This window comes from Pseudonocardia sp. Ae717_Ps2, from assembly GCF_001932475.1.
Lineage (GTDB): Bacteria > Actinomycetota > Actinomycetes > Mycobacteriales > Pseudonocardiaceae > Pseudonocardia.
In genome coordinates, this window is sequence record NZ_MCIS01000010.1 from 1 (window position 1) to 20,461 (window position 20,461).

At 66.9% G+C, this 20,461-nt stretch carries 10 protein-coding genes and 5 pseudogenes; 11 read left to right on the plus strand and 4 right to left on the minus strand.

Annotated elements, in window-relative coordinates:
* Positions 1-705: pseudogene (locus Ae717Ps2_RS39630) on the plus strand (hypothetical protein); the annotation flags it as partial.
* Positions 626-1,261, plus strand: a complete 636-nt coding sequence (locus Ae717Ps2_RS39635; protein ID WP_233147875.1) for a DUF3631 domain-containing protein — start codon at positions 626-628, stop codon at positions 1,259-1,261. The pseudogene Ae717Ps2_RS39630 and the gene Ae717Ps2_RS39635, both read left to right, overlap by 80 nt.
* Before the next feature lie 476 nt (positions 1,262-1,737).
* Here the strand turns inward: Ae717Ps2_RS39635 and Ae717Ps2_RS40660 are convergent.
* Both Ae717Ps2_RS40660 and Ae717Ps2_RS40665 read right to left on the minus strand, forming a co-directional pair.
* A pseudogene (locus Ae717Ps2_RS40660) lies at positions 1,738-2,370 on the minus strand (replication initiation protein); the annotation flags it as partial.
* Positions 2,304-2,810: a replication initiation protein gene (locus Ae717Ps2_RS40665; RefSeq protein ID WP_369804893.1), complete on the minus strand. Its 507-nt coding sequence runs from the start codon at positions 2,808-2,810 to the stop codon at positions 2,304-2,306. The pseudogene Ae717Ps2_RS40660 and the gene Ae717Ps2_RS40665, both read right to left, overlap by 67 nt.
* Positions 2,811-6,423: 3,613 nt before the next feature.
* On the opposite strand from Ae717Ps2_RS40665, the gene Ae717Ps2_RS32025 reads away from it, so the two are divergent.
* The 7 genes and pseudogenes from Ae717Ps2_RS32025 to Ae717Ps2_RS39950 all read left to right on the plus strand — a co-directional run.
* Entirely contained in the window at positions 6,424-6,666 is a 243-nt protein-coding gene (locus Ae717Ps2_RS32025) for a hypothetical protein (RefSeq protein WP_075334729.1), read from the plus strand.
* Positions 6,667-6,720: 54 nt separating this feature from the next.
* The gene (locus Ae717Ps2_RS32030; RefSeq protein ID WP_075334730.1) at positions 6,721-8,007 is read left to right on the plus strand and encodes a hypothetical protein; all 1,287 of its coding nucleotides are present in this window, start codon (positions 6,721-6,723) and stop codon (positions 8,005-8,007) included.
* Positions 8,004-10,328 (plus strand): FtsK/SpoIIIE domain-containing protein, encoded by a 2,325-nt coding sequence (locus Ae717Ps2_RS32035; protein WP_075334731.1) that lies wholly within the window; start codon positions 8,004-8,006, stop codon positions 10,326-10,328. Before Ae717Ps2_RS32030 ends, Ae717Ps2_RS32035 begins: the two co-directional genes overlap by 4 nt.
* A gap of 363 nt (positions 10,329-10,691) precedes the next feature.
* A complete protein-coding gene (locus Ae717Ps2_RS39640; protein ID WP_075334732.1) occupies positions 10,692-11,732 on the plus strand; it encodes a hypothetical protein in 1,041 nt (346 codons plus the stop codon).
* 135 nt (positions 11,733-11,867) lie between these two features.
* A complete protein-coding gene (locus Ae717Ps2_RS39645; protein ID WP_233147873.1) occupies positions 11,868-12,173 on the plus strand; it encodes a hypothetical protein in 306 nt (101 codons plus the stop codon).
* Positions 12,113-12,262 (plus strand): annotated as a pseudogene (locus Ae717Ps2_RS39945) (DUF3631 domain-containing protein); the annotation flags it as partial. The gene Ae717Ps2_RS39645 and the pseudogene Ae717Ps2_RS39945, both read left to right, overlap by 61 nt.
* Before the next feature lie 76 nt (positions 12,263-12,338).
* Positions 12,339-12,721 (plus strand): annotated as a pseudogene (locus Ae717Ps2_RS39950) (DUF3631 domain-containing protein); the annotation flags it as partial.
* A 211-nt stretch (positions 12,722-12,932) separates the two neighbouring features.
* On the opposite strand, the pseudogene Ae717Ps2_RS40670 reads toward Ae717Ps2_RS39950, so the two are convergent.
* Positions 12,933-13,064: pseudogene (locus tag Ae717Ps2_RS40670) on the minus strand (helix-turn-helix domain-containing protein); the annotation flags it as partial.
* A gap of 480 nt (positions 13,065-13,544) precedes the next feature.
* Positions 13,545-14,027 carry a replication initiation protein gene (locus tag Ae717Ps2_RS32055; RefSeq protein ID WP_075334735.1) on the minus strand — a complete coding sequence of 161 codons (483 nt, stop codon included), beginning with the start codon at positions 14,025-14,027 and terminating at the stop codon, positions 13,545-13,547.
* 3,870 nt (positions 14,028-17,897) lie between these two features.
* Here Ae717Ps2_RS32055 and Ae717Ps2_RS32065 point away from each other — a divergent pair.
* The gene (locus Ae717Ps2_RS32065; RefSeq protein ID WP_075334729.1) at positions 17,898-18,140 is read left to right on the plus strand and encodes a hypothetical protein; all 243 of its coding nucleotides are present in this window, start codon (positions 17,898-17,900) and stop codon (positions 18,138-18,140) included.
* Between the two features lie 54 nt (positions 18,141-18,194).
* Positions 18,195-19,481, plus strand: coding sequence for a hypothetical protein (locus tag Ae717Ps2_RS32070; protein WP_075334730.1), 1,287 nt, complete (start codon positions 18,195-18,197; stop codon positions 19,479-19,481).
* The last annotated feature ends 980 nt before the right edge of the window (positions 19,482-20,461 follow it).

Sequence of the window (20,461 nt, forward strand, 5' to 3'; positions counted from 1 at the left end):
CATCTGGAGGAACCCGTGAACACCCACGACCACCACGAACCCGCAGGTCAGCATCTAGGTGCCGAAACCGGCACCAAGACCGACACCACGCCCCTGGCACCGCCCGGCGGCACCGACCCTGGCCCGGACGGGGCCGTCCTGCTCGACGACCTGGAGGCGGCGCTGCGCCGCTACGTCTCCCTGCCGTCGGAGGCGGCCGGGGTCGCGGTCACACTCTGGATCGCCGCCACGCATGCTCAGCCCGCGTGGGCGCACGCACCGCGGCTGGTGATCCGGGCGCCGGAGAAGCGCTGCGGCAAATCAAGGCTCCTCGACGTCGTCGAAGGCGCCTGCCACCAGCCGTTCATCACCGTCAACGCCACCGCAGCAGCGGTCTACCGCTCCATCACGCAAGATCCGCCGACGATGCTGGTCGACGAAGCCGACACCATCTTCGGACCCAAAGCCGACGGACACGAAGACCTCCGCGGCCTCCTCAACGCCGGGACACCAACGCAACCGGCCCGCCAAACGCTACGACCCGCACAAGAACCGAGTCGAAACGATCTCCACCTTCGCCATGGCAGCCCTCGCCGGGATCGGACGCATGCCCGACACCATCGAAGACCGCGCCGTGGTCGTCCAGATGCGCCGCAGAACACCCACAGAGCAGGTGGCGCCGTATCGGCACCGGCGCGACCGTCCACGCCTTCAGAAGCTCTCTGAGCGCCTGAACGGATGGTTGCGTGACGACCTGTCTGCCTTGGAGGCGGCCGAGCCGGTCATGCCCGTCGAAGACCGCGCCGCCGACACCTGGGAACCCTTGATCGCCATCGCCGACCACGCCGGAGCCAACTGGCCCCACCGCGCACGCACCGCACTCCTCGACCTCCAAGACGAAAGCGACGACGACCAGTCCGAACGCATCCGCCTCCTCGCCGACTGCCACACCGCCTTCGGCTCGGAACAGGCGCTGCCCACCCAGCAGCTCCTCCGACACCTCCGAGCCGACCCCGAGGCCCCGTGGGCCGACTACGGACCACGCGGAGACGGACTCACCGCACGACAGCTCGGGAAACTCCTGAGCGAGTACGGCATCCAGTCAGGAACCGTCCGCTTCACTCAAGGCCGAGCCAAGGGCTACCGCCGCGATTCGTTCGACGACGCTTGGGCTCGCTACACACCTGAACTTGTCACCGACAGTAACAGTCCTGGTGGGCCCCCCAGAGAACCAGCATTAACACTGGTCAGAACGCCACGGGATGATCTTCGGGGCGCGTAGACAAGGTCGTCGCTGAGGGGGGTGGCACGGATCGATCCGTGCCACCCCCCTCTATCCGTGACAGGAGAATCCTTATCTGACCTGCATGGATGCTGGATCGTCACGGATGTCACGGCTCGTCACGGATAGGGGCCCGTCTTGGGACATCCCCCGAAATCTCACTCTGCGTGGCTGCTTGGGCGGCGGCCCGATGAGGCGCGCCGCACCTCGTCAGGGCTTCAGTCCATTCGCCGTTGCGGCGGGCGTCGTAGAGGAGTCGGCAGACCGTCCCACGAGGGAAGCCGGTCTGTACGGCGATCGCGGCCAGGTGAGCCCCTGGAGCTTGAGGCGCACGACGGTGGCACGACGATCCCGGGCGCCGGGCAAGGAACTCCTCACGAGGCTCGGCCATCATTCGCACAACGGTGGCGCGAGTGACCCCGAACTGCTCGGCCAGCTCACGGCCGGTTTTGTTCGTCGTTTCGCAATTCGCGCGGTCACGAGTAGGCCGCCTCGCCATCGCCGCCTGGCGACACAGAGACTCTGCGTGCTGTTCCCTCCCGCGGCACGAGTCGCCGGTCGGCTGTTTCCGGCAAGTCCGCCGGGTCGGCTGTTTCCGGCGAGTCCGCCGTTGCGTCCTGATCCTTTCGTCCGCGGGCGGCTTGGATGGCTCGGAATGCTTGGTCGTAGGCGGCGGGTCCGTCGTTCCACATTCGGAGTAGCGGATGGTCCAGTCGGTGATGGATGTGGAGATGTGGCCGAGTTCGGTGACGCCGAGGGGGTGTCGAAGTCGGCGTTGCGGATGGCGACTTCACGGGCGATCGCGGCGCGGTAGCCCTCAGGGTCGCCCAGTGGTGGCGCATCTCCCGGTAGGCGAAATGCCGGACGCCGTGGAAGAGGGTTTCGTTGCGGGAGTGCCCGACGGGGGTGCGGCGGCGTTGGTTGTGCCAGCCACGTCCGGGCATGTGCCCGGCCGGGGTGAGGGTTCCGCCGAATCGGTCGAGGGTGGAGGTGTCTGCGTGGATGAAGTGGGTCATCCAGCGGGGGTGGAACGGGTTTTTGATCAGCCGGGCCGGGTAGTGCGGGTCACCACCGACGGCGCGGCGTAGTGCTTCTTCGATGGACAGGCCGTAGCGGACCGATTCGGCGGGATCCGTAGTTGGTGACCTTGATGGGGGTCGTGATGGCCCAGGCGGCGTGTGCGTGACCGTTCACGGGGGTTCTCGATGATCACGTTCGGTGGCGGGTGGTTGTCGACGGTGGAGACCATCCGCAGGACCGCGTCGGGGTGATCGACATCGACACCGATCAGACCCCACACGTGTTTCGGGTGCAGCTCGACGTGCTGACGGGTCATCGCCTCGCCCCTCGTCTGCCGCCACACGCCGTCGTCGAAGGCGTCCCGCGGCCAGCGGGTACCGCGACGTCCACAAAACGCTCCCAGATCGCGTAGCCGCCTCAAACGGCAAGACCCCCGACTAGGTAGCCCGGGCCCAGATTTTCGTCGCTCACAGAGCCTCTGAGGGCTTCTTGGCTGGCCGTGGGAGAGCGAGTAGCGGCGGTGCGGCACGAGGCCCCTCCCAGGGGGGTCCGAGGCACCTTCGGAGGTGCCGGTTCAAGGCTTCAAGGCCATTGAGCTTCGCCCTGTGTCTGATGGTTCGCGGCTAGCCGCGAACGGCCGCCCCTCGCGGGCGCTCGGGCGAAACACTGACTTGGTTGTTGCTGCTGCTGTGGCACTCGAATCATTCCAGGTCGCAGGCCCGGCTGTCTCGAACTCCCAGGTCAGCCGGCGTGTCACCCACCCCGACACCACCCCACCCCGGGACTCGACCAGCGCACCTTCCAGTACCAGCCGGACGGGCGGACGGGCGGACGGGCCGAGTGTTTTCTCCGAGGAAAACACCTAACTTGCTCCGCCGCAGGCGGCGGCACCCAGACCACACCCCGCCCCGGACCGAGCCCACCACCAGACCCCAGACCGGCACCCGCACCGAAGATCATCAGATGATGCATAGGTCCTGTGGGTCTTGATCTTGAACGGCGACGGACGCACCGGCGGACGCACTGTGTCTGGTCCGGCTGAGCCTGCGGTGCCGGACCAGACATCGCCACCAGACACCGCCAACACCCATGCACCCACCGACGACCTCCGGTGCGGGCGCGCCCGGCAGCGGGGTCCGGGCCGCGGGCCCGAGGGTCGCTTCGCAGCCGCCTGCGGCGGAGCAGCTATAGACATAGCCCGGCTAAGCGGGTATCGCAAAACCGGCGGGGCCGCGCCGCGAGCTCGGCCCTGGCCTGGCAAGGTGAGCACAAATCGCACCGATCGAAGAGCACCTGCCAGGGCGAACACGACGGACACCGGCCTGACAGGTCATCGCCGCCGCCCTCGTCTGCCGCCACACACGGCCGCGCCCTGGTCGGGGCTGGGCTCGTTCCCGGCTCGGTGGAGGTTCGATGCGGCGACGCTCCATGCATCAGCCGTTGCTTGCAGCTCGGCTCTCGGCCCCGCATAAGTTGAGCCTGGCCCTAAATCTCATCCGGGACATTTCACAAACAGCGCGGGGCGGCATTAACGACCACCCGACCCCCACCTATCACGAATTACCACCAGGTGAAATAAACACCAGAACAGAAAAGCGGCCAGAAAAGTGGCTGCAACTCGAAAAGTGCCCCCAGGAGAGTGGTACAGCCCTCCAATATCTCTAATGCTAAGCTCAGCTAGAATTGTTGTAACGACTGCCTGGATCAGTATCTGCCAGAAGCGGGCGCGGACTATCTTCATGAGATCTGGTAAGCAGCTCTAGCTAAGCCGCCTTCGGTGTAAATCGAATAATCAGTGCCGTGATCATCGCAACAATTTGAGGCTTTGCGGCGTTCGCCGCAGGCCTCAGCGCTGGTGGAACAACCGTAGTAATGCAACCACCAACCGCAGAATTAACGCGGCCGTAAGCTGTTTCTGATTCGCCAGTCCTGACTAGTACGATGAGCTCATTGACAGCTGCGCTCCCAAGACCCCCTGCTACGCAGAGAGCCAAGGGCGGGCCCAGCATGGCCAGTGCCGCCGGAATTGCGCGGCTAGAAGGATTCTTATGATCCGCGAACTCCATCACAAGTCGGATATATTCAGCTCGCCCCTCTGGATCATTTGGATAAATAATCTTGGCTGCCTCCTCAGGAGACGCCCCTGCCGGGACTGAGCGAAGCTTCTCGACGAGATCATCAAATCTACTATCCGAGCCTGGGCTGGACAGCCTGCCTTGCATGGCGAGCGAAGTAGAATGCGAGGCAGATGCACCCCCTACCGCCGAGACGTCGGCCGCAGCAATCCCCGTAGCCGAACCCATTGAAACCGCCACGACCAACACCGCACTGATACCGCGGCACGCATACCTCTTTGCACTCACGAGCGCATCCGAACACGCACACTCCCCACCGGTCAAGAACCACTACCAGACGCAATCATGTGGCCACACTTGGTGCTCGACACGTGGGAGCCTCAGTACTCCACCTAACACGGCAATTCACCCAAACCGGAAAACCACCTCACCGCGACACCACACACGGCACAACAAAAATAAAACCCACCAACGCACACTCACAAATAACTACACCACGACCACTCCACCACGCACCACATCAACCCCACACATCACTTTTCTTTTGACCTTACCCCTCTTTGACCTTGCTTTTTTAACCCATTGAACTTCGTACTGAATCTTCCAATCCCACGCCACCCCCCACACCGCTGGCTGCTGCTGCGCGCCGGACACCCCGATCCCTCCGCTTCGCTGCGTGATCGGGGTGTCCGGCGCGCAGCAGCAGCCAGCGGCACCAGCCATACCCCAGGTCACACCCCACCATCGGCCTTCTACACCCCCTCCCAGCTCCCACGACCAGACCCGAGCACCCCTCACGGGCTCTCTCGGGCTTTTTCTCTGCTTTTACCTGGGCTCTCGGGGCACCCAGACCCCATCAGACCACCACCCGCACACCCCCGAGCCCACCGACGGACAGCCCCCTCAAAGAGCCACGAGGACACCACCGGCCGCCGATCCTCCCCCCGGAGATGATCTACGTGAATCCGGGGAAATCCGGGACGATAATGAGCTAATCCGGGACACCTCCAGCTCCGCCGACCCGACCACCAGACACCTGACCACCACGGCGAAAATCCACTCACCAGATTCAAGAAACCGCCACAGAAAGAGTCCTCCCATGACGCCATAAAGGGAACGATGAACTCCGGTCAGCAGGACCCAGCGGGTCCCCCCATCCAGCGGATGTCCTCGACGCCCTCAACAACAACCCGATATCCAGAAAAAACACCCCAGGAAACGACCGACGCACTGGTCACAACACGACGAAGAACCTTTCATGTGCCATCCGGAAATCCCCCTCCGCCACAGCGCATGACCCGCGGCCGTGGAACACCACCCGAACAGTCACGCAGAGTGAAATTTCGGGGGATGTCCCAAGACGGGCCCCTATCCGTGACGAGCCGTGACATCCGTGACGATCCAGCATCCATGCAGGTCAGATAAGGATTCTCCTGTCACGGATAGAGGGGGGTGGCACGGATCGATCCGTGCCACCCCCCTCAGCGACGACCCTGTCTACGCGCCCCGAAGATCACCCTGTGGCGGCCTGAACAGCGATAATAGTTCCCGACCCACTATCTCAATCTGTCCGTCACGTTCTGTGACTGAATCCGGGGCGGGGAGGGGTCGGCGAGTTCGGTGCAAGGCGGAGGCTTGACAGGCCCGCCGGGGGCGTGTCTTCCTGGATAGGCGACTCCGCCGCCCGGCGGGGCTGCGGCCATCACTCCGGCGTAGAGAACCGGCGTGGTGGCCTAACCAAACGACCTACACGAATAGGTGGTTGGCTATGGGCCATGCTGCCCTGAGCACGTCCGCGCATCTACTGGTGGGTGGAAGGTTCCTTCCCTCTCCCGCCGACGGTCCCTCCTCGGAACTCTTCGATACCGGTCTTGACCTGGGGTTTCCCGGGTCTGGGTGGTGTCCGGACGGGTTGACCGAACCGGTGATTGACCGCCGCTACGGCGACCTCCTCCACGACCACGACGAGTCGAGCGCTGAGGCGTCCGGTGACGCGGCTGGGCTGGTCGTGTTCTTTCCTCCGCGGGTTCTTGCTGGTCAGGCCCGTGTCGCGGGTGGTGAGGCGGCATGAACGCCCTACTCCGCACCGCCGCCCGCGGCCTGACCGACCGGGCTGTCGAGATCATCATCGTCGGCGCCCTCGGCGTCGCGACCATGTGTCTGACCTGGTGGTTCACCATCCCGACCGTCCTCGCTGCGGCGTGGTGGGTAGCGGTCGAGGTGCGTCTGTGGCGCGCCCACCGTGCCGCCCCGGCCTCGGCTAGTCAGGCCGGGGCGGGCTGCCGCAGCCGTCGTTTCACCGCCCGCTGAGTCGTCTTCTGCGGCGGTTTCGGCTGGTCAGCAGGGTGCGGGGAGGGCCGGGGCATGACCACCACGGACTCTTCCTGGGCCTCAAGCCGCGCTGCGGAACGCCGCGAGGCGCGCGCCCTGGAGGCGCGTCTCGCTCGTGAGGACGCTGACGCCGCCGCGCGGCGTCGTATCGAGGTCGAAACCGCTCGCGGGGACAAGGCCCGAGCCGACCGCGACCACGCCGACCAGCGCCGCGCCGAACGGGCCGCAGCACGGTCAGCAGCACGAGCCGCCCGCCGGGCCCGAGCTCTGACCTGGGCTTCCGCCCATGTGGTGGAGCTGCTGATCTACCCGATCGCGCTCCTGTCCTTCGCCCTGGCCGCACCGGCCATGGCCGCCTACGGCCAGACCATCTACGGCCCACTCGGTGTGCTGCTGGCCGGGATCACCGAACTCGGCATGTGGGCGTTCGCTCTGGCCGTTCTCGCCTCACGCCACCAGCACCCGACCCGCTCGGTCGTCGGGTTGCAGGTCGGGGTCGTGGTGTTCGCCCTGGTCGCAGCCGGGATGAACCTGGCCCACGGCCTCGAACAGGGCCCCACCGCCGGAGTCGTGATGGCGGTCGTGTCCATCGCCGGCGTCGCCGCCCACCAACTCACCCTCGCCGGGACACCCCGGTCCCGGACCGAGCGGCGGGCCGCGCACCGGGCCGGGCGCCTGGACCGGCTGGTCGAGGTGAAGACCGACCGCGCCCGCCGCCTCGCCGTCGCCGACGCCACCGCGGTCATCGGCCCGGACGGCACCGCGACCCTGGCCTACCGGCCCGGCACCTACCGAATCGCCCGACGCGCCCTCGCCCCGACCGGCCCGATGACCGCGACCGCGACCGCAGCCGCCGAAGGCCAGGACAGCGACGGGGACGGTGACTGGGATGCCGCCCTGACCGCGCTCACCCGCGGCCACCTCTACGACCCGTGGACCGATCCCGACCTTGCCTCACGGGTCGACCCGTGGGTCGACTCCCACCTCGACGATGATCTTGGCGGCGGAGTCGACCTCCTCGACCCACCGGCGCCGGAGCTGGGTGGGGAGTCGAGGCCTGACCTGCAACAGTCGAGGTCGACAAGATCATCGTCGAGGGCCGGGGTCGACCCCGACCATGATCTTGAAACCGGGTCGACTCCACGGTCCCTGAACGATCTTCGTCGTCAGCTCCGGGCAGCCGTCGGCCACGGCCGGGTCGACCCGTCCTCGGCCGAGTCGATCCGCCGGGTGCTGCGCTGCTCCGCCGCACGCGCCCGCCACCTCCGCAACGAACACCGCGACGAACACCGCGACGAGAGCGGCGGTGACCAGCGATGAACCACGACGACGGTCAAGGATCTGGTGGCGCCAGCCCGACCCACCACGACAGAGACGACGCGCTGGCGCCGGTCATCACCCTGCACCACCACACCAACACCACCAGCACCGACACCGGCACCGGCACCGACCGGCCGGTCGTGGTCGAGGGCGAGGTCATCGACGGCGAGGTCGTCAGTACTTCTACCGAGACCACCAGCGGGACGCTCGTGCGATCACGGCGGGAGCTCTACCGCTGTGACGTCACGACGGCACACCGTCACACCGTCGCTGTCGCCACCTCGACGACAGCGGTATCGACATCGAAGGCGCTGGTCAGACACAGCTTCTACGTGCTGTCCGGGGCTGGTGTCCTCGTGAACCGGTGGCGCGACACCCACGGCACCACCCGCTACGAACGCCAGATGCGCGCCGCCGAAGCCGCGTGCGACCACGACCGGCTCCTGGAATGGGAAGCCCGCGACACCGCCGAAAAACAGCGTCGGCATGGGCGGGTCATGGACTGGATCAACGCACCCCTGGCCTGGCTGCGCGCCGCCGGGGCCGCTGTCCTCGGCGTGCTCGGCCTGCTGGTCGGCCTCGGGGTCGTCCTCGCCCTCGCCACCCGAGACATCACCCAGGTCATCGCCCCCATCACCGGGGTGATCGACGCGGTCGCCTGGACCGTCACCTTCGTAACCGTCTACGCCACCGCCCTGGGCACGCTCGCCCTGACCGGGCTGGTGGCCGGGTTGTGGGCGCTCGGCCACGCCCGCACCGAGCCACCCACCTGGGTCGCACCCGCCGCCGCCGACGAGGACGAGCCCGGCGGCCGGGACGTGATCCCCGACGAACGAGCCGTGGTCAACGCCCTGCGCCACCTCGCCCTGCCCGCCCTCAACAGCAAGTTCAAGCAAGGCTGGCAGCCGCGCTGGATCCTGCCCCCGGTCCACGACGGCAAGGGCTGGCACTGCCAGTTCCTGCTCCCCGAAGGCGTCACCGTCGACATGCTCAACCGACGCAAAGACGTCCTCGCCCACAACCTGCTCAGGTTGCCTGTCGAGGTGTGGCCCACCGAACCCCGCAACCACCCCGGCGTCCTCGACCTCTGGGTCGCCGACCAAGGCAGCCTCACGAAACCGGTCCCGCCGTGGCCGCTACTCACCGACGGCACCACCGACTACTTCACCGGCGTCCCGATCGCCCTCGACACCCGCGCCAACCTCGTCACCGGACGACTCTTCGCCACCAACTGGGGCGTGGCCGGGATGATGGGCTCCGGGAAATCCGCCCTGATCATCACCACCCTCGCCGGCGCCATCCTCGACCCACTCGTCGAGATCGACATCTACTGCATGGCCCACAACGCCGACTACGACCCCTTCCGGCCCATCGCGCGGACCCTGCACGTCTCCGACGACCCCGACGCCCTCCCCACCGTCCTCGACAGCCTCACCACACTGCTCTCCGAACTGTCCCAACGAGGACGGAAACTGTCCGCAGCCGGCGAACCGAAACTCACCCGCCGCCTCGCCGCAGCCGACCCGACCATGCGCCCCCGCGTCGTGGTCATCGACGAATGCCAAGAACTGTTCCTCTCCGACATCGGAGAGCAAGCCGCCGAGCTGGTCACGAAGATCGTCGCCAAGGGCCGTAAGTACGGAGTCACACTCCTGTTCGCCACACCCGTCCCCTCAGCGGAGTCCCTACCCCGGGCAGTAGCGAAAGTCCAGTCCAACCGGGCCTGCTTCGCCATCGGCGACCACCACGGCAACGACGCCATCCTCGGCACCGGGAAACACACCGCAGGCATCACCGCCACCAGCCTCCGCCCCGCCACCACCAACCCCGACGGCAGCCTCGACCCCGGCGACATCGGCACCGCCATGACCACCGGATTCACCACCCACGACGGACTCATCCGCTGCTACCACATTCCCCGCGGCGACGGCGTCGACCAGCTCACCCCGATCATCGAACGAGCCCTCACCCTCCGCCACGACACCGGACTCGGCACCGGACTCGACACCAGCACAGCGACACCAGCACAGCGACACCAGCACAGCGACACCACCGGCACCACGTCGGGACCTCCTCGACGACCTGCTCCACGTCATGGCCGGCCACACCCGGATGCGCACCCAGGAAGCACTCGCCGCGCTCGCCGCCCTCGACCGCGCCCACTACCAGGCCTGGACCTTCGCCCGCCTCACCGACGAACTCCCCACCACCGCACGCCCCTACAAATCCGACGGCGTCATGGTCCTCAGCACCCACCGCATCCACGACGCCCACACCCACCACCACACCGAACCCACCACCGAACCCATCACCGACAGTGATGGATGCGAAGGCCCCCAGAAGCCCCAGTTCTGACAGGGAGGCGTCAGGGAGGCGTCAGGGAGGCGTCAGGGAGGCGTCAGGGAGGCGTCAGGGAGGCGTCAGGGAGGCAGGGAGAACTCCCTGACCGCCTCCCTGACCTCCCTCCCTGACTCCCTCCCCGCCCTGAACTGCACAGACAGTCACCCAGGGAGTCTCAGGGAGGCCAGGGAGGCAACCCACCCCTCCCCCTCTAAACCCCTCATCTGACCAGGGAGAAGACACCCCCGTGCCTCCCTCCCTCCCCTTTCGCATGCCCACAACAGGAGACAACCATGCCCACACACAGTCACACACAGTCACCGATATCGGTGAGGCGGTCAGCGTTGCCGCACCCGCTCCCACACCTGTCCGACCCCGACCAGACCGCCCGCAACACGGCCCTGGCCGACCGCGCCGAGGCGCTGGAAGTCATCGCCTTCGTCGACCCAGCCGTCCTCGCCTCCGTCCTCGGCCGCTCCCAGCCCACCGCGCCGCTCCTGGTCGCAGCGAGGGTCGGGGTCGAGGTCGCCGACCTGCGGCACGCCCACTGGATCGCCCTGCGTGACGCCAGCAAGGCCATGTCCGTCGCCTACGCCGAGGCCGGGCTCGCCCGGCAGCCCTCCCTCACCGAGTTGATGCGGCGCCGCTACCCACCGAACGGCGACATCGACGATGGATCCACACACCCCCGCCCGGACCGCCGCATGACCGCCCAGCAGCATTTCCGCTGGTCACCCCCGACACCCGAATCCGGCGCCACCCCGGTGGTCGTGGGCAAGTCGACCCGGACCACAGCCCGCCCCAGCGGGCGAGGACCGGAAGCGACGCGGCAGCCCCCGCCCCTCAGCCCCACACCGCCCTCAGCGCGGCTCGCTGTCCAGGTCACCGACGGCCGTGAACTCGCCGTCCTGATCGACGGCCCGTGGCGGGGGCGCTGGTACTGGCGGGCCGACCTCGACGCCATGCAGGCCGCCGCACACCGCTACCCGCACGGCCATCCCGCAGCGGAACTACGCACCTACCAGCCCACCGGGCCAGTTCGTGACCCATCCGCACGAACCCCGACACCGAAGGCCGCGCATGGCGACACCACCCGAGACCCGCACCATCGGCAACCATCTGGAGGAACCCGTGAACACCCACGACCACCACGAACCCGCAGGTCAGCATCTAGGTGCCGAAACCGCACCAAGACCGACACCACGCCCCTGGCACCGCCCGGCGGCACCGACCCTGGCCCGGACGGGGCCGTCCTGCTCGACGACCTGGAGGCGGCGCTGCGCCGCTACGTCTCCCTGCCGTCGGAGGCGGCCGGGGTCGCGGTCACACTCTGGATCGCCGCCACGCATGCTCAGCCGCGTGGGCGCACGCACCGCGGCTGGTGATCCGGGCGCCGGAGAAGCGCTGCGGCAAATCAAGGCTCCTCGACGTCGTCGAAGGCGCCTGCCACCAGCCGTTCATCACCGTCAACGCCACCGCAGCAGCGGTCTACCGCTCCCATCACGCAAGATCCGCCGACGATGCTGGTCGACGAAGCCGACACCATCTTCGGACCCAAAGCCGACGGACACGAAGACCTCCGCGGCCTCCTCAACGCCGGACACCAACGCAACCGGCCCGCCAAACGCTACGACCCGCACAAGAACCGAGTCGAAACGATCTCCACCTTCGCCATGGCAGCCCTCGCCGGGATCGGACGCATGCCCGACACCATCGAAGACCGCGCCGTGGTCGTCCAGATGCGCCGCAGAACACCACAGAGCAGGTGGCGCCGTATCGGCACCGGCGCGACCGTCCACGCCTTCAGAAGCTCTCTGAGCGCCTGAACGGATGGTTGCGTGACGACCTGTCTGCCTTGGAGGCGGCCGAGCCGGTCATGCCCGTCGAAGACCGCGCCGCCGACACCTGGGAACCCTTGATCGCCATCGCCGACCACGCCGGAGCCAACTGGCCCCACCGCGCACGCACCGCACTCCCTCGACCTCCAAGACGAAAGCGACGACGACCAGTCCGAACGCATCCGCCTCCTCGCCGACTGCCACACCGCCTTCGGCTCGGAACAGGCGCTGCCCACCCAGCAGCTCCTCCGACACCTCCGAGCCGACCCCGAGGCCCCGTGGGCCGACTACGGACCACGCGGAGACGGACTCACCGCACGACAGCTCGGGAACTCCTGAGCGAGTACGGCATCCAGTCAGGAACCGTCCGCTTCACTCAAGGCCGAGCCAAGGGCTACCGCCGCGATTCGTTCGACGACGCTTGGGCTCGCTACACACCTGAACTTGTCACCGACAGTAACAGTCCCTGGTGGGCCCCCAGAGAACCAGCATTAACACTGGTCAGAACGCCACGGGATGATCTTCGGGGCGCGTAGACAAGGTCGTCGCTGAGGGGGGTGGCACGGATCGATCCGTGCCACCCCCCTCTATCCGTGACAGGAGAATCCTTATCTGACCTGCATGGATGCTGGATCGTCACGGATGTCACGGCTCGTCACGGATAGGGGCCCGTCTTGGGACATCCCCCGAAATCTCACTCTGCGTGGCTGCTTGGGCGGCGGCCCCGATGAGGCGCGCCGCACCTCGTCAGGGCTTCAGTCCATTCGCCGTTGCGGCGGGCGTCGTAGAGGGTCGGCAGACCGTCCCACGAGGGAAGCCGGTCTGTACGGCGATCGCGGCGCAGGTGAGCCCCTGGAGCTTGAGGCGCACGACGGTGGCACGACGATCCCGGGCGCGGGCAAGGAACTCCCACGAGGCTCGGCCATCATTCGCACAACGGTGGCGCGAGTGACCCCGAACTGCTCGGCCAGCTCACGGCCGGTTTTTGTTCGTCGTTTCGCAATTCGCGCGGTCACGAGTAGGCCGCCCTCGCCATCGCCGCCTGGCGACACAGAGACTCTGCGTGCTGTTCCCTCCCGCGCACGAGTCCCGCCGGGTCGGCTGTTTCCGGCAAGTCCGCCGGGTCGGCTGTTTCCGGCGAGTCCGCCGTTGCGTCCTGATCCTTTTCGTCCGCGGGCGGCTTGGATGGCTCGGAATGCTTGGTCGTAGGCGGCGGGTCCGTCGTTCCACATTCGGGAGTAGCGGATGGTCCAGTCGGTGATGGATGTGGAGATGTGGCCGAGTTCGGTGACGCCGAGGGGGGTGTCGAAGTCGGCGTTGCGGATGGCGACTTCACGGGCGATCGCGGCGCGGTAGCCCTCAGGGTCGCCCCAGTGGTGGCGCATCTCCCGGTAGGCGAAATGCCGGACGCCGTGGAAGAGGGTTTCGTTGCGGGAGTGCCCGACGGGGGGTGCGGCGGCGTTGGTTGTGCCAGCCACGTCCGGGCATGTGCCCGGCCGGGGTGAGGGTTCCGCCGAATCGGTCGAGGGTGGAGGTGTCTGCGTGGATGAAGTGGGTCATCCAGCGGGGGTGGAACGGGTTTTTGATCAGCCGGGCCGGGTAGTGCGGGTCACCACCGACGGCGCGGCGTAGTGCTTCTTCGATGGACAGGCCGTAGCGGACCGATCGGCGGGATCCGTAGTTGGTGACCTTGATGGGGGTCGTGATGGCCCAGGCGGCGTGTGCGTGACCGTTCACGGGGTTCTCGATGATCACGTTCGGTGGCGGGTGGTTGTCGACGGTGGAGACCATCCGCAGGACCGCGTCGGGGTGATCGACATCGACACCGATCAGACCCCACACGTGTTTCGGGTGCAGCCTCGACGTGCTGACGGGTCATCGCCTCGCCCCTCGTCTGCCGCCACACGCCGTCGTCGAAGGCGTCCGCGGCCAGCGGGTACCGCGACGTCCACAAACGCTCCCAGATCGCCGTAGCCGCCTCAAACGGCAGACCCCCCGACTAGGTAGCCCGGGCCCAGATTTTCGTCGCTCACAGAGCCTCTGAGGGCTTCTTGGCTGGCCGTGGGAGGAGCGAGTAGCGGCGGTGCGGGCACGAGGCCCCCTCCCAGGGGGGTCCGAGGCACCTTCGGAGGGGTGCCGGTTCAAGGCTTCAAGGCATTGAGCTTCGCCCTGTGTCTGATGGTTCGCGGCTAGCCGCGAACGGCCCGCCCTCGCGGGCGCTCGGGCGAAACACTGACTTGGTTGTTGCTGCTGCTGTGGCACTCGAATCATTCCAGGTCGCAGGCCCGGCTGTCTCGAACTCCCAGGTCAGCCGGGCGTGTCACCCACCCCGACACCACCCCACCCCGGGACTCCGACCAGCGCACCTTCCAGTACCAGCCGGACGGGCGGACGGGCGGACGGGCCGAGTGTTTTCTCCGAGAAAACACCTAACTTGCTCCGCCGCAGGCGGCGGCACCCAGACCACACCCCGCCCCGGACCGAGCCCACCACCAGACCCCAGACCGGCACCCGCACCGAAGATCATCAGATGATGCATAGGTCCTGTGGGTCTTGATCTTGAACGGCGACGGACGCACCGGCGGACGCACTGTGTCTGGTCCGGCTGAGCCTGGCGGTGTCCGGACCAGACATCGCCACCAGACACCGCCAACACCCATGCACCCACCGACGACCTCCGGTGCGGGCGCGCCCGGCAGCGGGGTCCGGGCCGCGGGCCCGAGGGTCGCTTCGCAGCCGCCTGCGGCGGAGCAGCTATAGACATAGCCCGGCTAAGCGGGTATCGCAAAACCGGCGGGCCGCGCCGCGAGCTGCGGCCCTGGCGCTGGCAAGTGAGCACAAATCGCACCGATCGAAGAGCACCTGCCAGGGCGAACACGACGACACCGGCCTGACAGGTCATCGCCGCCGCCCTCGTCTGCCGCCACACACCGGCCGCGCCCTGGTCGGGGCTGGGCTCGTTCCCGGCTCGGTGGAGGTTCGATGCGGCGACGCTCCATGCATCAGCCGTTGCTTGCAGCTCGGCTCTCGGCCCCGCATAAGTTGAGCCTGGCCCTAAATCTCATCCGGGACATTTCACAAACAGCGCGGGGCGGCATTAACGACCACCCGACCCCCACCTATCACGAATTACCACCAGGTGAAATAAACACCAGAACAGAAAAGCGGCCAGAAAAGTGGCTGCAACTCGAAAAGTGCCCCCAGGAGAGTGGTACAGCCCTCCCAATATCTCTAATGCTAAGCTCAGCTAGAATTGTTGTAACGACTGCCTGGATCAGTATCTGCCAGAAGCGGGCGCGGACTATCTTCATGAGATCTGGTAAGCAGCTCTAGCTAAGCCGCCTTCGGTGTAAATCGAATAATCAGTGCCGTGATCATCGCAACAATTTGAGGCTTTGCGGCGTTCGCCGCAGGCCTCAGCGCTGGTGGAACAACCGTAGTAATGCAACCACCAACCGCAGAATTAACGCGGCCGTAAGCTGTTTCTGATTCGCCAGTCCTGACTAGTACGATGAGCTCATTGACAGCTGCGCTCCCAAGACCCCCTGCTACGCAGAGAGCCAAGGGCGGGCCCAGCATGGCCAGTGCCGCCGGAATTGCGCGGCTAGAAGGATTCTTATGATCCGCGAACTCCATCACAAGTCGGATATATTCAGCTCGCCCCTCTGGATCATTTGGATAAATAATCTTGGCTGCCTCCTCAGGAGACGCCCCTGCCGGGACTGAGCGAAGCTTCTCGACGAGATCATCAAATCTACTATCCGAGCCTGGGCTGGACAGCCTGCCTTGCATGGCGAGCGAAGTAGAATGCGAGGCAGATGCACCCCCTACCGCCGAGACGTCGGCCGCAGCAATCCCCGTAGCCGAACCCATTGAAACCGCCACGACCAACACCGCACTGATACCGCGGCACGCATACCTCTTTGCACTCACGAGCGCATCCGAACACGCACACTCCCCACCGGTCAAGAACCACTACCAGACGCAATCATGTGGCCACACTTGGTGCTCGACACGTGGGAGCCTCAGTACTCCACCTAACACGGCAATTCACCCAAACCGGAAAACCACCTCACCGCGACACCACACACGGCACAACAAAAATAAAACCCACCAACGCACACTCACAAATAACTACACCACGACCACTCCACCACGCACCACATCAACCCCACACATCACTTTTCTTTTGACCTTACCCCTCTTTGACCTTGCTTTTTTAACCCATTGAACTTCGTACTGAATCTTCCAATCCCACGCCACCCCCCACACCGCTGGCTGCTGCTGCGCGCCGGACACCCCGATCCCTCCGCTTCGCTGCGTGATCGGGGTGTCCGGCGCGCAGCAGCAGCCAGCGGCACCAGCCATACCCCAGGTCACACCCCACCATCGGCCTTCTACACCCCCTCCCAGCTCCCACGACCAGACCCGAGCACCCCTCACGGGCTCTCTCGGGCTTTTTCTCTGCTTTTACCTGGGCTCTCGGGGCACCCAGACCCCATCAGACCACCACCCGCACACCCCCGAGCCCACCGACGGACAGCCCCCTCAAAGAGCCACGAGGACACCACCGGCCGCCGATCCTCCCCCCGGAGATGATCTACGTGAATCCGGGGAAATCCGGGACGATAATGAGCTAATCCGGGACACCTCCAGCTCCGCCGACCCGACCACCAGACACCTGACCACCACGGCGAAAATCCACTCACCAGATTCAAGAAACCGCCACAGAAAGAGTCCTCCCATGACGCCATAAAGGGAACGATGAACTCCGGTCAGCAGGACCCAGCGGGTCCCCCCATCCAGCGGATGTCCTCGACGCCCTCAACAACAACCCGATATCCAGAAAAAACACCCCAGGAAACGACCGACGCACTGGTCACAACACGACGAAGAACCTTTCATGTGCCATCCGGAAATCCCCCTCCGCCACAGCGCATGACCCGCGGCCGTGGAACACCACCCGAACAGTCACGCAGAGTGAAATTTCGGGGGATGTCCCAAGACGGGCCCCTATCCGTGACGAGCCGTGACATCCGTGACGATCCAGCATCCATGCAGGTCAGATAAGGATTCTCCTGTCACGGATAGAGGGGGGTGGCACGGATCGATCCGTGCCACCCCCCTCAGCGACGACCCTGTCTACGCGCCCCGAAGATCACCCTGTGGCGGCCTGAACAGCGATAATAGTTCCCGACCCACTATCTCAATCTGTCCGTCACGTTCTGTGACTGAATCCGGGGCGGGGAGGGGTCGGCGAGTTCGGTGCAAGGCGGAGGCTTGACAGGCCCGCCGGGGGCGTGTCTTCCTGGATAGGCGACTCCGCCGCCCGGCGGGGCTGCGGCCATCACTCCGGCGTAGAGAACCGGCGTGGTGGCCTAACCAAACGACCTACACGAATAGGTGGTTGGCTATGGGCCATGCTGCCCTGAGCACGTCCGCGCATCTACTGGTGGGTGGAAGGTTCCTTCCCTCTCCCGCCGACGGTCCCTCCTCGGAACTCTTCGATACCGGTCTTGACCTGGGGTTTCCCGGGTCTGGGTGGTGTCCGGACGGGTTGACCGAACCGGTGATTGACCGCCGCTACGGCGACCTCCTCCACGACCACGACGAGTCGAGCGCTGAGGCGTCCGGTGACGCGGCTGGGCTGGTCGTGTTCTTTCCTCCGCGGGTTCTTGCTGGTCAGGCCCGTGTCGCGGGTGGTGAGGCGGCATGAACGCCCTACTCCGCACCGCCGCCCGCGGCCTGACCGACCGGGCTGTCGAGATCATCATCGTCGGCGCCCTCGGCGTCGCGACCATGTGTCTGACCTGGTGGTTCACCATCCCGACCGTCCTCGCTGCGGCGTGGTGGGTAGCGGTCGAGGTGCGTCTGTGGCGCGCCCACCGTGCCGCCCCGGCCTCGGCTAGTCAGGCCGGGGCGGGCTGCCGCAGCCGTCGTTTCACCGCCCGCTGAGTCGTCTTCTGCGGCGGTTTCGGCTGGTCAGCAGGGTGCGGGGAGGGCCGGGGCATGACCACCACGGACTCTTCCTGGGCCTCAAGCCGCGCTGCGGAACGCCGCGAGGCGCGCGCCCTGGAGGCGCGTCTCGCTCGTGAGGACGCTGACGCCGCCGCGCGGCGTCGTATCGAGGTCGAAACCGCTCGCGGGGACAAGGCCCGAGCCGACCGCGACCACGCCGACCAGCGCCGCGCCGAACGGGCCGCAGCACGGTCAGCAGCACGAGCCGCCCGCCGGGCCCGAGCTCTGACCTGGGCTTCCGCCCATGTGGTGGAGCTGCTGATCTACCCGATCGCGCTCCTGTCCTTCGCCCTGGCCGCACCGGCCATGGCCGCCTACGGCCAGACCATCTACGGCCCACTCGGTGTGCTGCTGGCCGGGATCACCGAACTCGGCATGTGGGCGTTCGCTCTGGCCGTTCTCGCCTCACGCCACCAGCACCCGACCCGCTCGGTCGTCGGGTTGCAGGTCGGGGTCGTGGTGTTCGCCCTGGTCGCAGCCGGGATGAACCTGGCCCACGGCCTCGAACAGGGCCCCACCGCCGGAGTCGTGATGGCGGTCGTGTCCATCGCCGGCGTCGCCGCCCACCAACTCACCCTCGCCGGGACACCCCGGTCCCGGACCGAGCGGCGGGCCGCGCACCGGGCCGGGCGCCTGGACCGGCTGGTCGAGGTGAAGACCGACCGCGCCCGCCGCCTCGCCGTCGCCGACGCCACCGCGGTCATCGGCCCGGACGGCACCGCGACCCTGGCCTACCGGCCCGGCACCTACCGAATCGCCCGACGCGCCCTCGCCCCGACCGGCCCGATGACCGCGACCGCGACCGCAGCCGCCGAAGGCCAGGACAGCGACGGGGACGGTGACTGGGATGCCGCCCTGACCGCGCTCACCCGCGGCCACCTCTACGACCCGTGGACCGATCCCGACCTTGCCTCACGGGTCGACCCGTGGGTCGACTCCCACCTCGACGATGATCTTGGCGGCGGAGTCGACCTCCTCGACCCACCGGCGCCGGAGCTGGGTGGGGAGTCGAGGCCTGACCTGCAACAGTCGAGGTCGACAAGATCATCGTCGAGGGCCGGGGTCGACCCCGACCATGATCTTGAAACCGGGTCGACTCCACGGTCCCTGAACGATCTTCGTCGTCAGCTCCGGGCAGCCGTCGGCCACGGCCGGGTCGACCCGTCCTCGGCCGAGTCGATCCGCCGGGTGCTGCGCTGCTCCGCCGCACGCGCCCGCCACCTCCGCAACGAACACCGCGACGAACACCGCGACGAGAGCGGCGGTGACCAGCGATGAACCACGACGACGGTCAAGGATCTGGTGGCGCCAGCCCGACCCACCACGACAGAGACGACGCGCTGGCGCCGGTCATCACCCTGCACCACCACACCAACACCACCAGCACCGACACCGGCACCGGCACCGACCGGCCGGTCGTGGTCGAGGGCGAGGTCATCGACGGCGAGGTCGTCAGTACTTCTACCGAGACCACCAGCGGGACGCTCGTGCGATCACGGCGGGAGCTCTACCGCTGTGACGTCACGACGGCACACCGTCACACCGTCGCTGTCGCCACCTCGACGACAGCGGTATCGACATCGAAGGCGCTGGTCAGACACAGCTTCTACGTGCTGTCCGGGGCTGGTGTCCTCGTGAACCGGTGGCGCGACACCCACGGCACCACCCGCTACGAACGCCAGATGCGCGCCGCCGAAGCCGCGTGCGACCACGACCGGCTCCTGGAATGGGAAGCCCGCGACACCGCCGAAAAACAGCGTCGGCATGGGCGGGTCATGGACTGGATCAACGCACCCCTGGCCTGGCTGCGCGCCGCCGGGGCCGCTGTCCTCGGCGTGCTCGGCCTGCTGGTCGGCCTCGGGGTCGTCCTCGCCCTCGCCACCCGAGACATCACCCAGGTCATCGCCCCCATCACCGGGGTGATCGACGCGGTCGCCTGGACCGTCACCTTCGTAACCGTCTACGCCACCGCCCTGGGCACGCTCGCCCTGACCGGGCTGGTGGCCGGGTTGTGGGCGCTCGGCCACGCCCGCACCGAGCCACCCACCTGGGTCGCACCCGCCGCCGCCGACGAGGACGAGCCCGGCGGCCGGGACGTGATCCCCGACGAACGAGCCGTGGTCAACGCCCTGCGCCACCTCGCCCTGCCCGCCCTCAACAGCAAGTTCAAGCAAGGCTGGCAGCCGCGCTGGATCCTGCCCCCGGTCCACGACGGCAAGGGCTGGCACTGCCAGTTCCTGCTCCCGAAGGCGTCACCG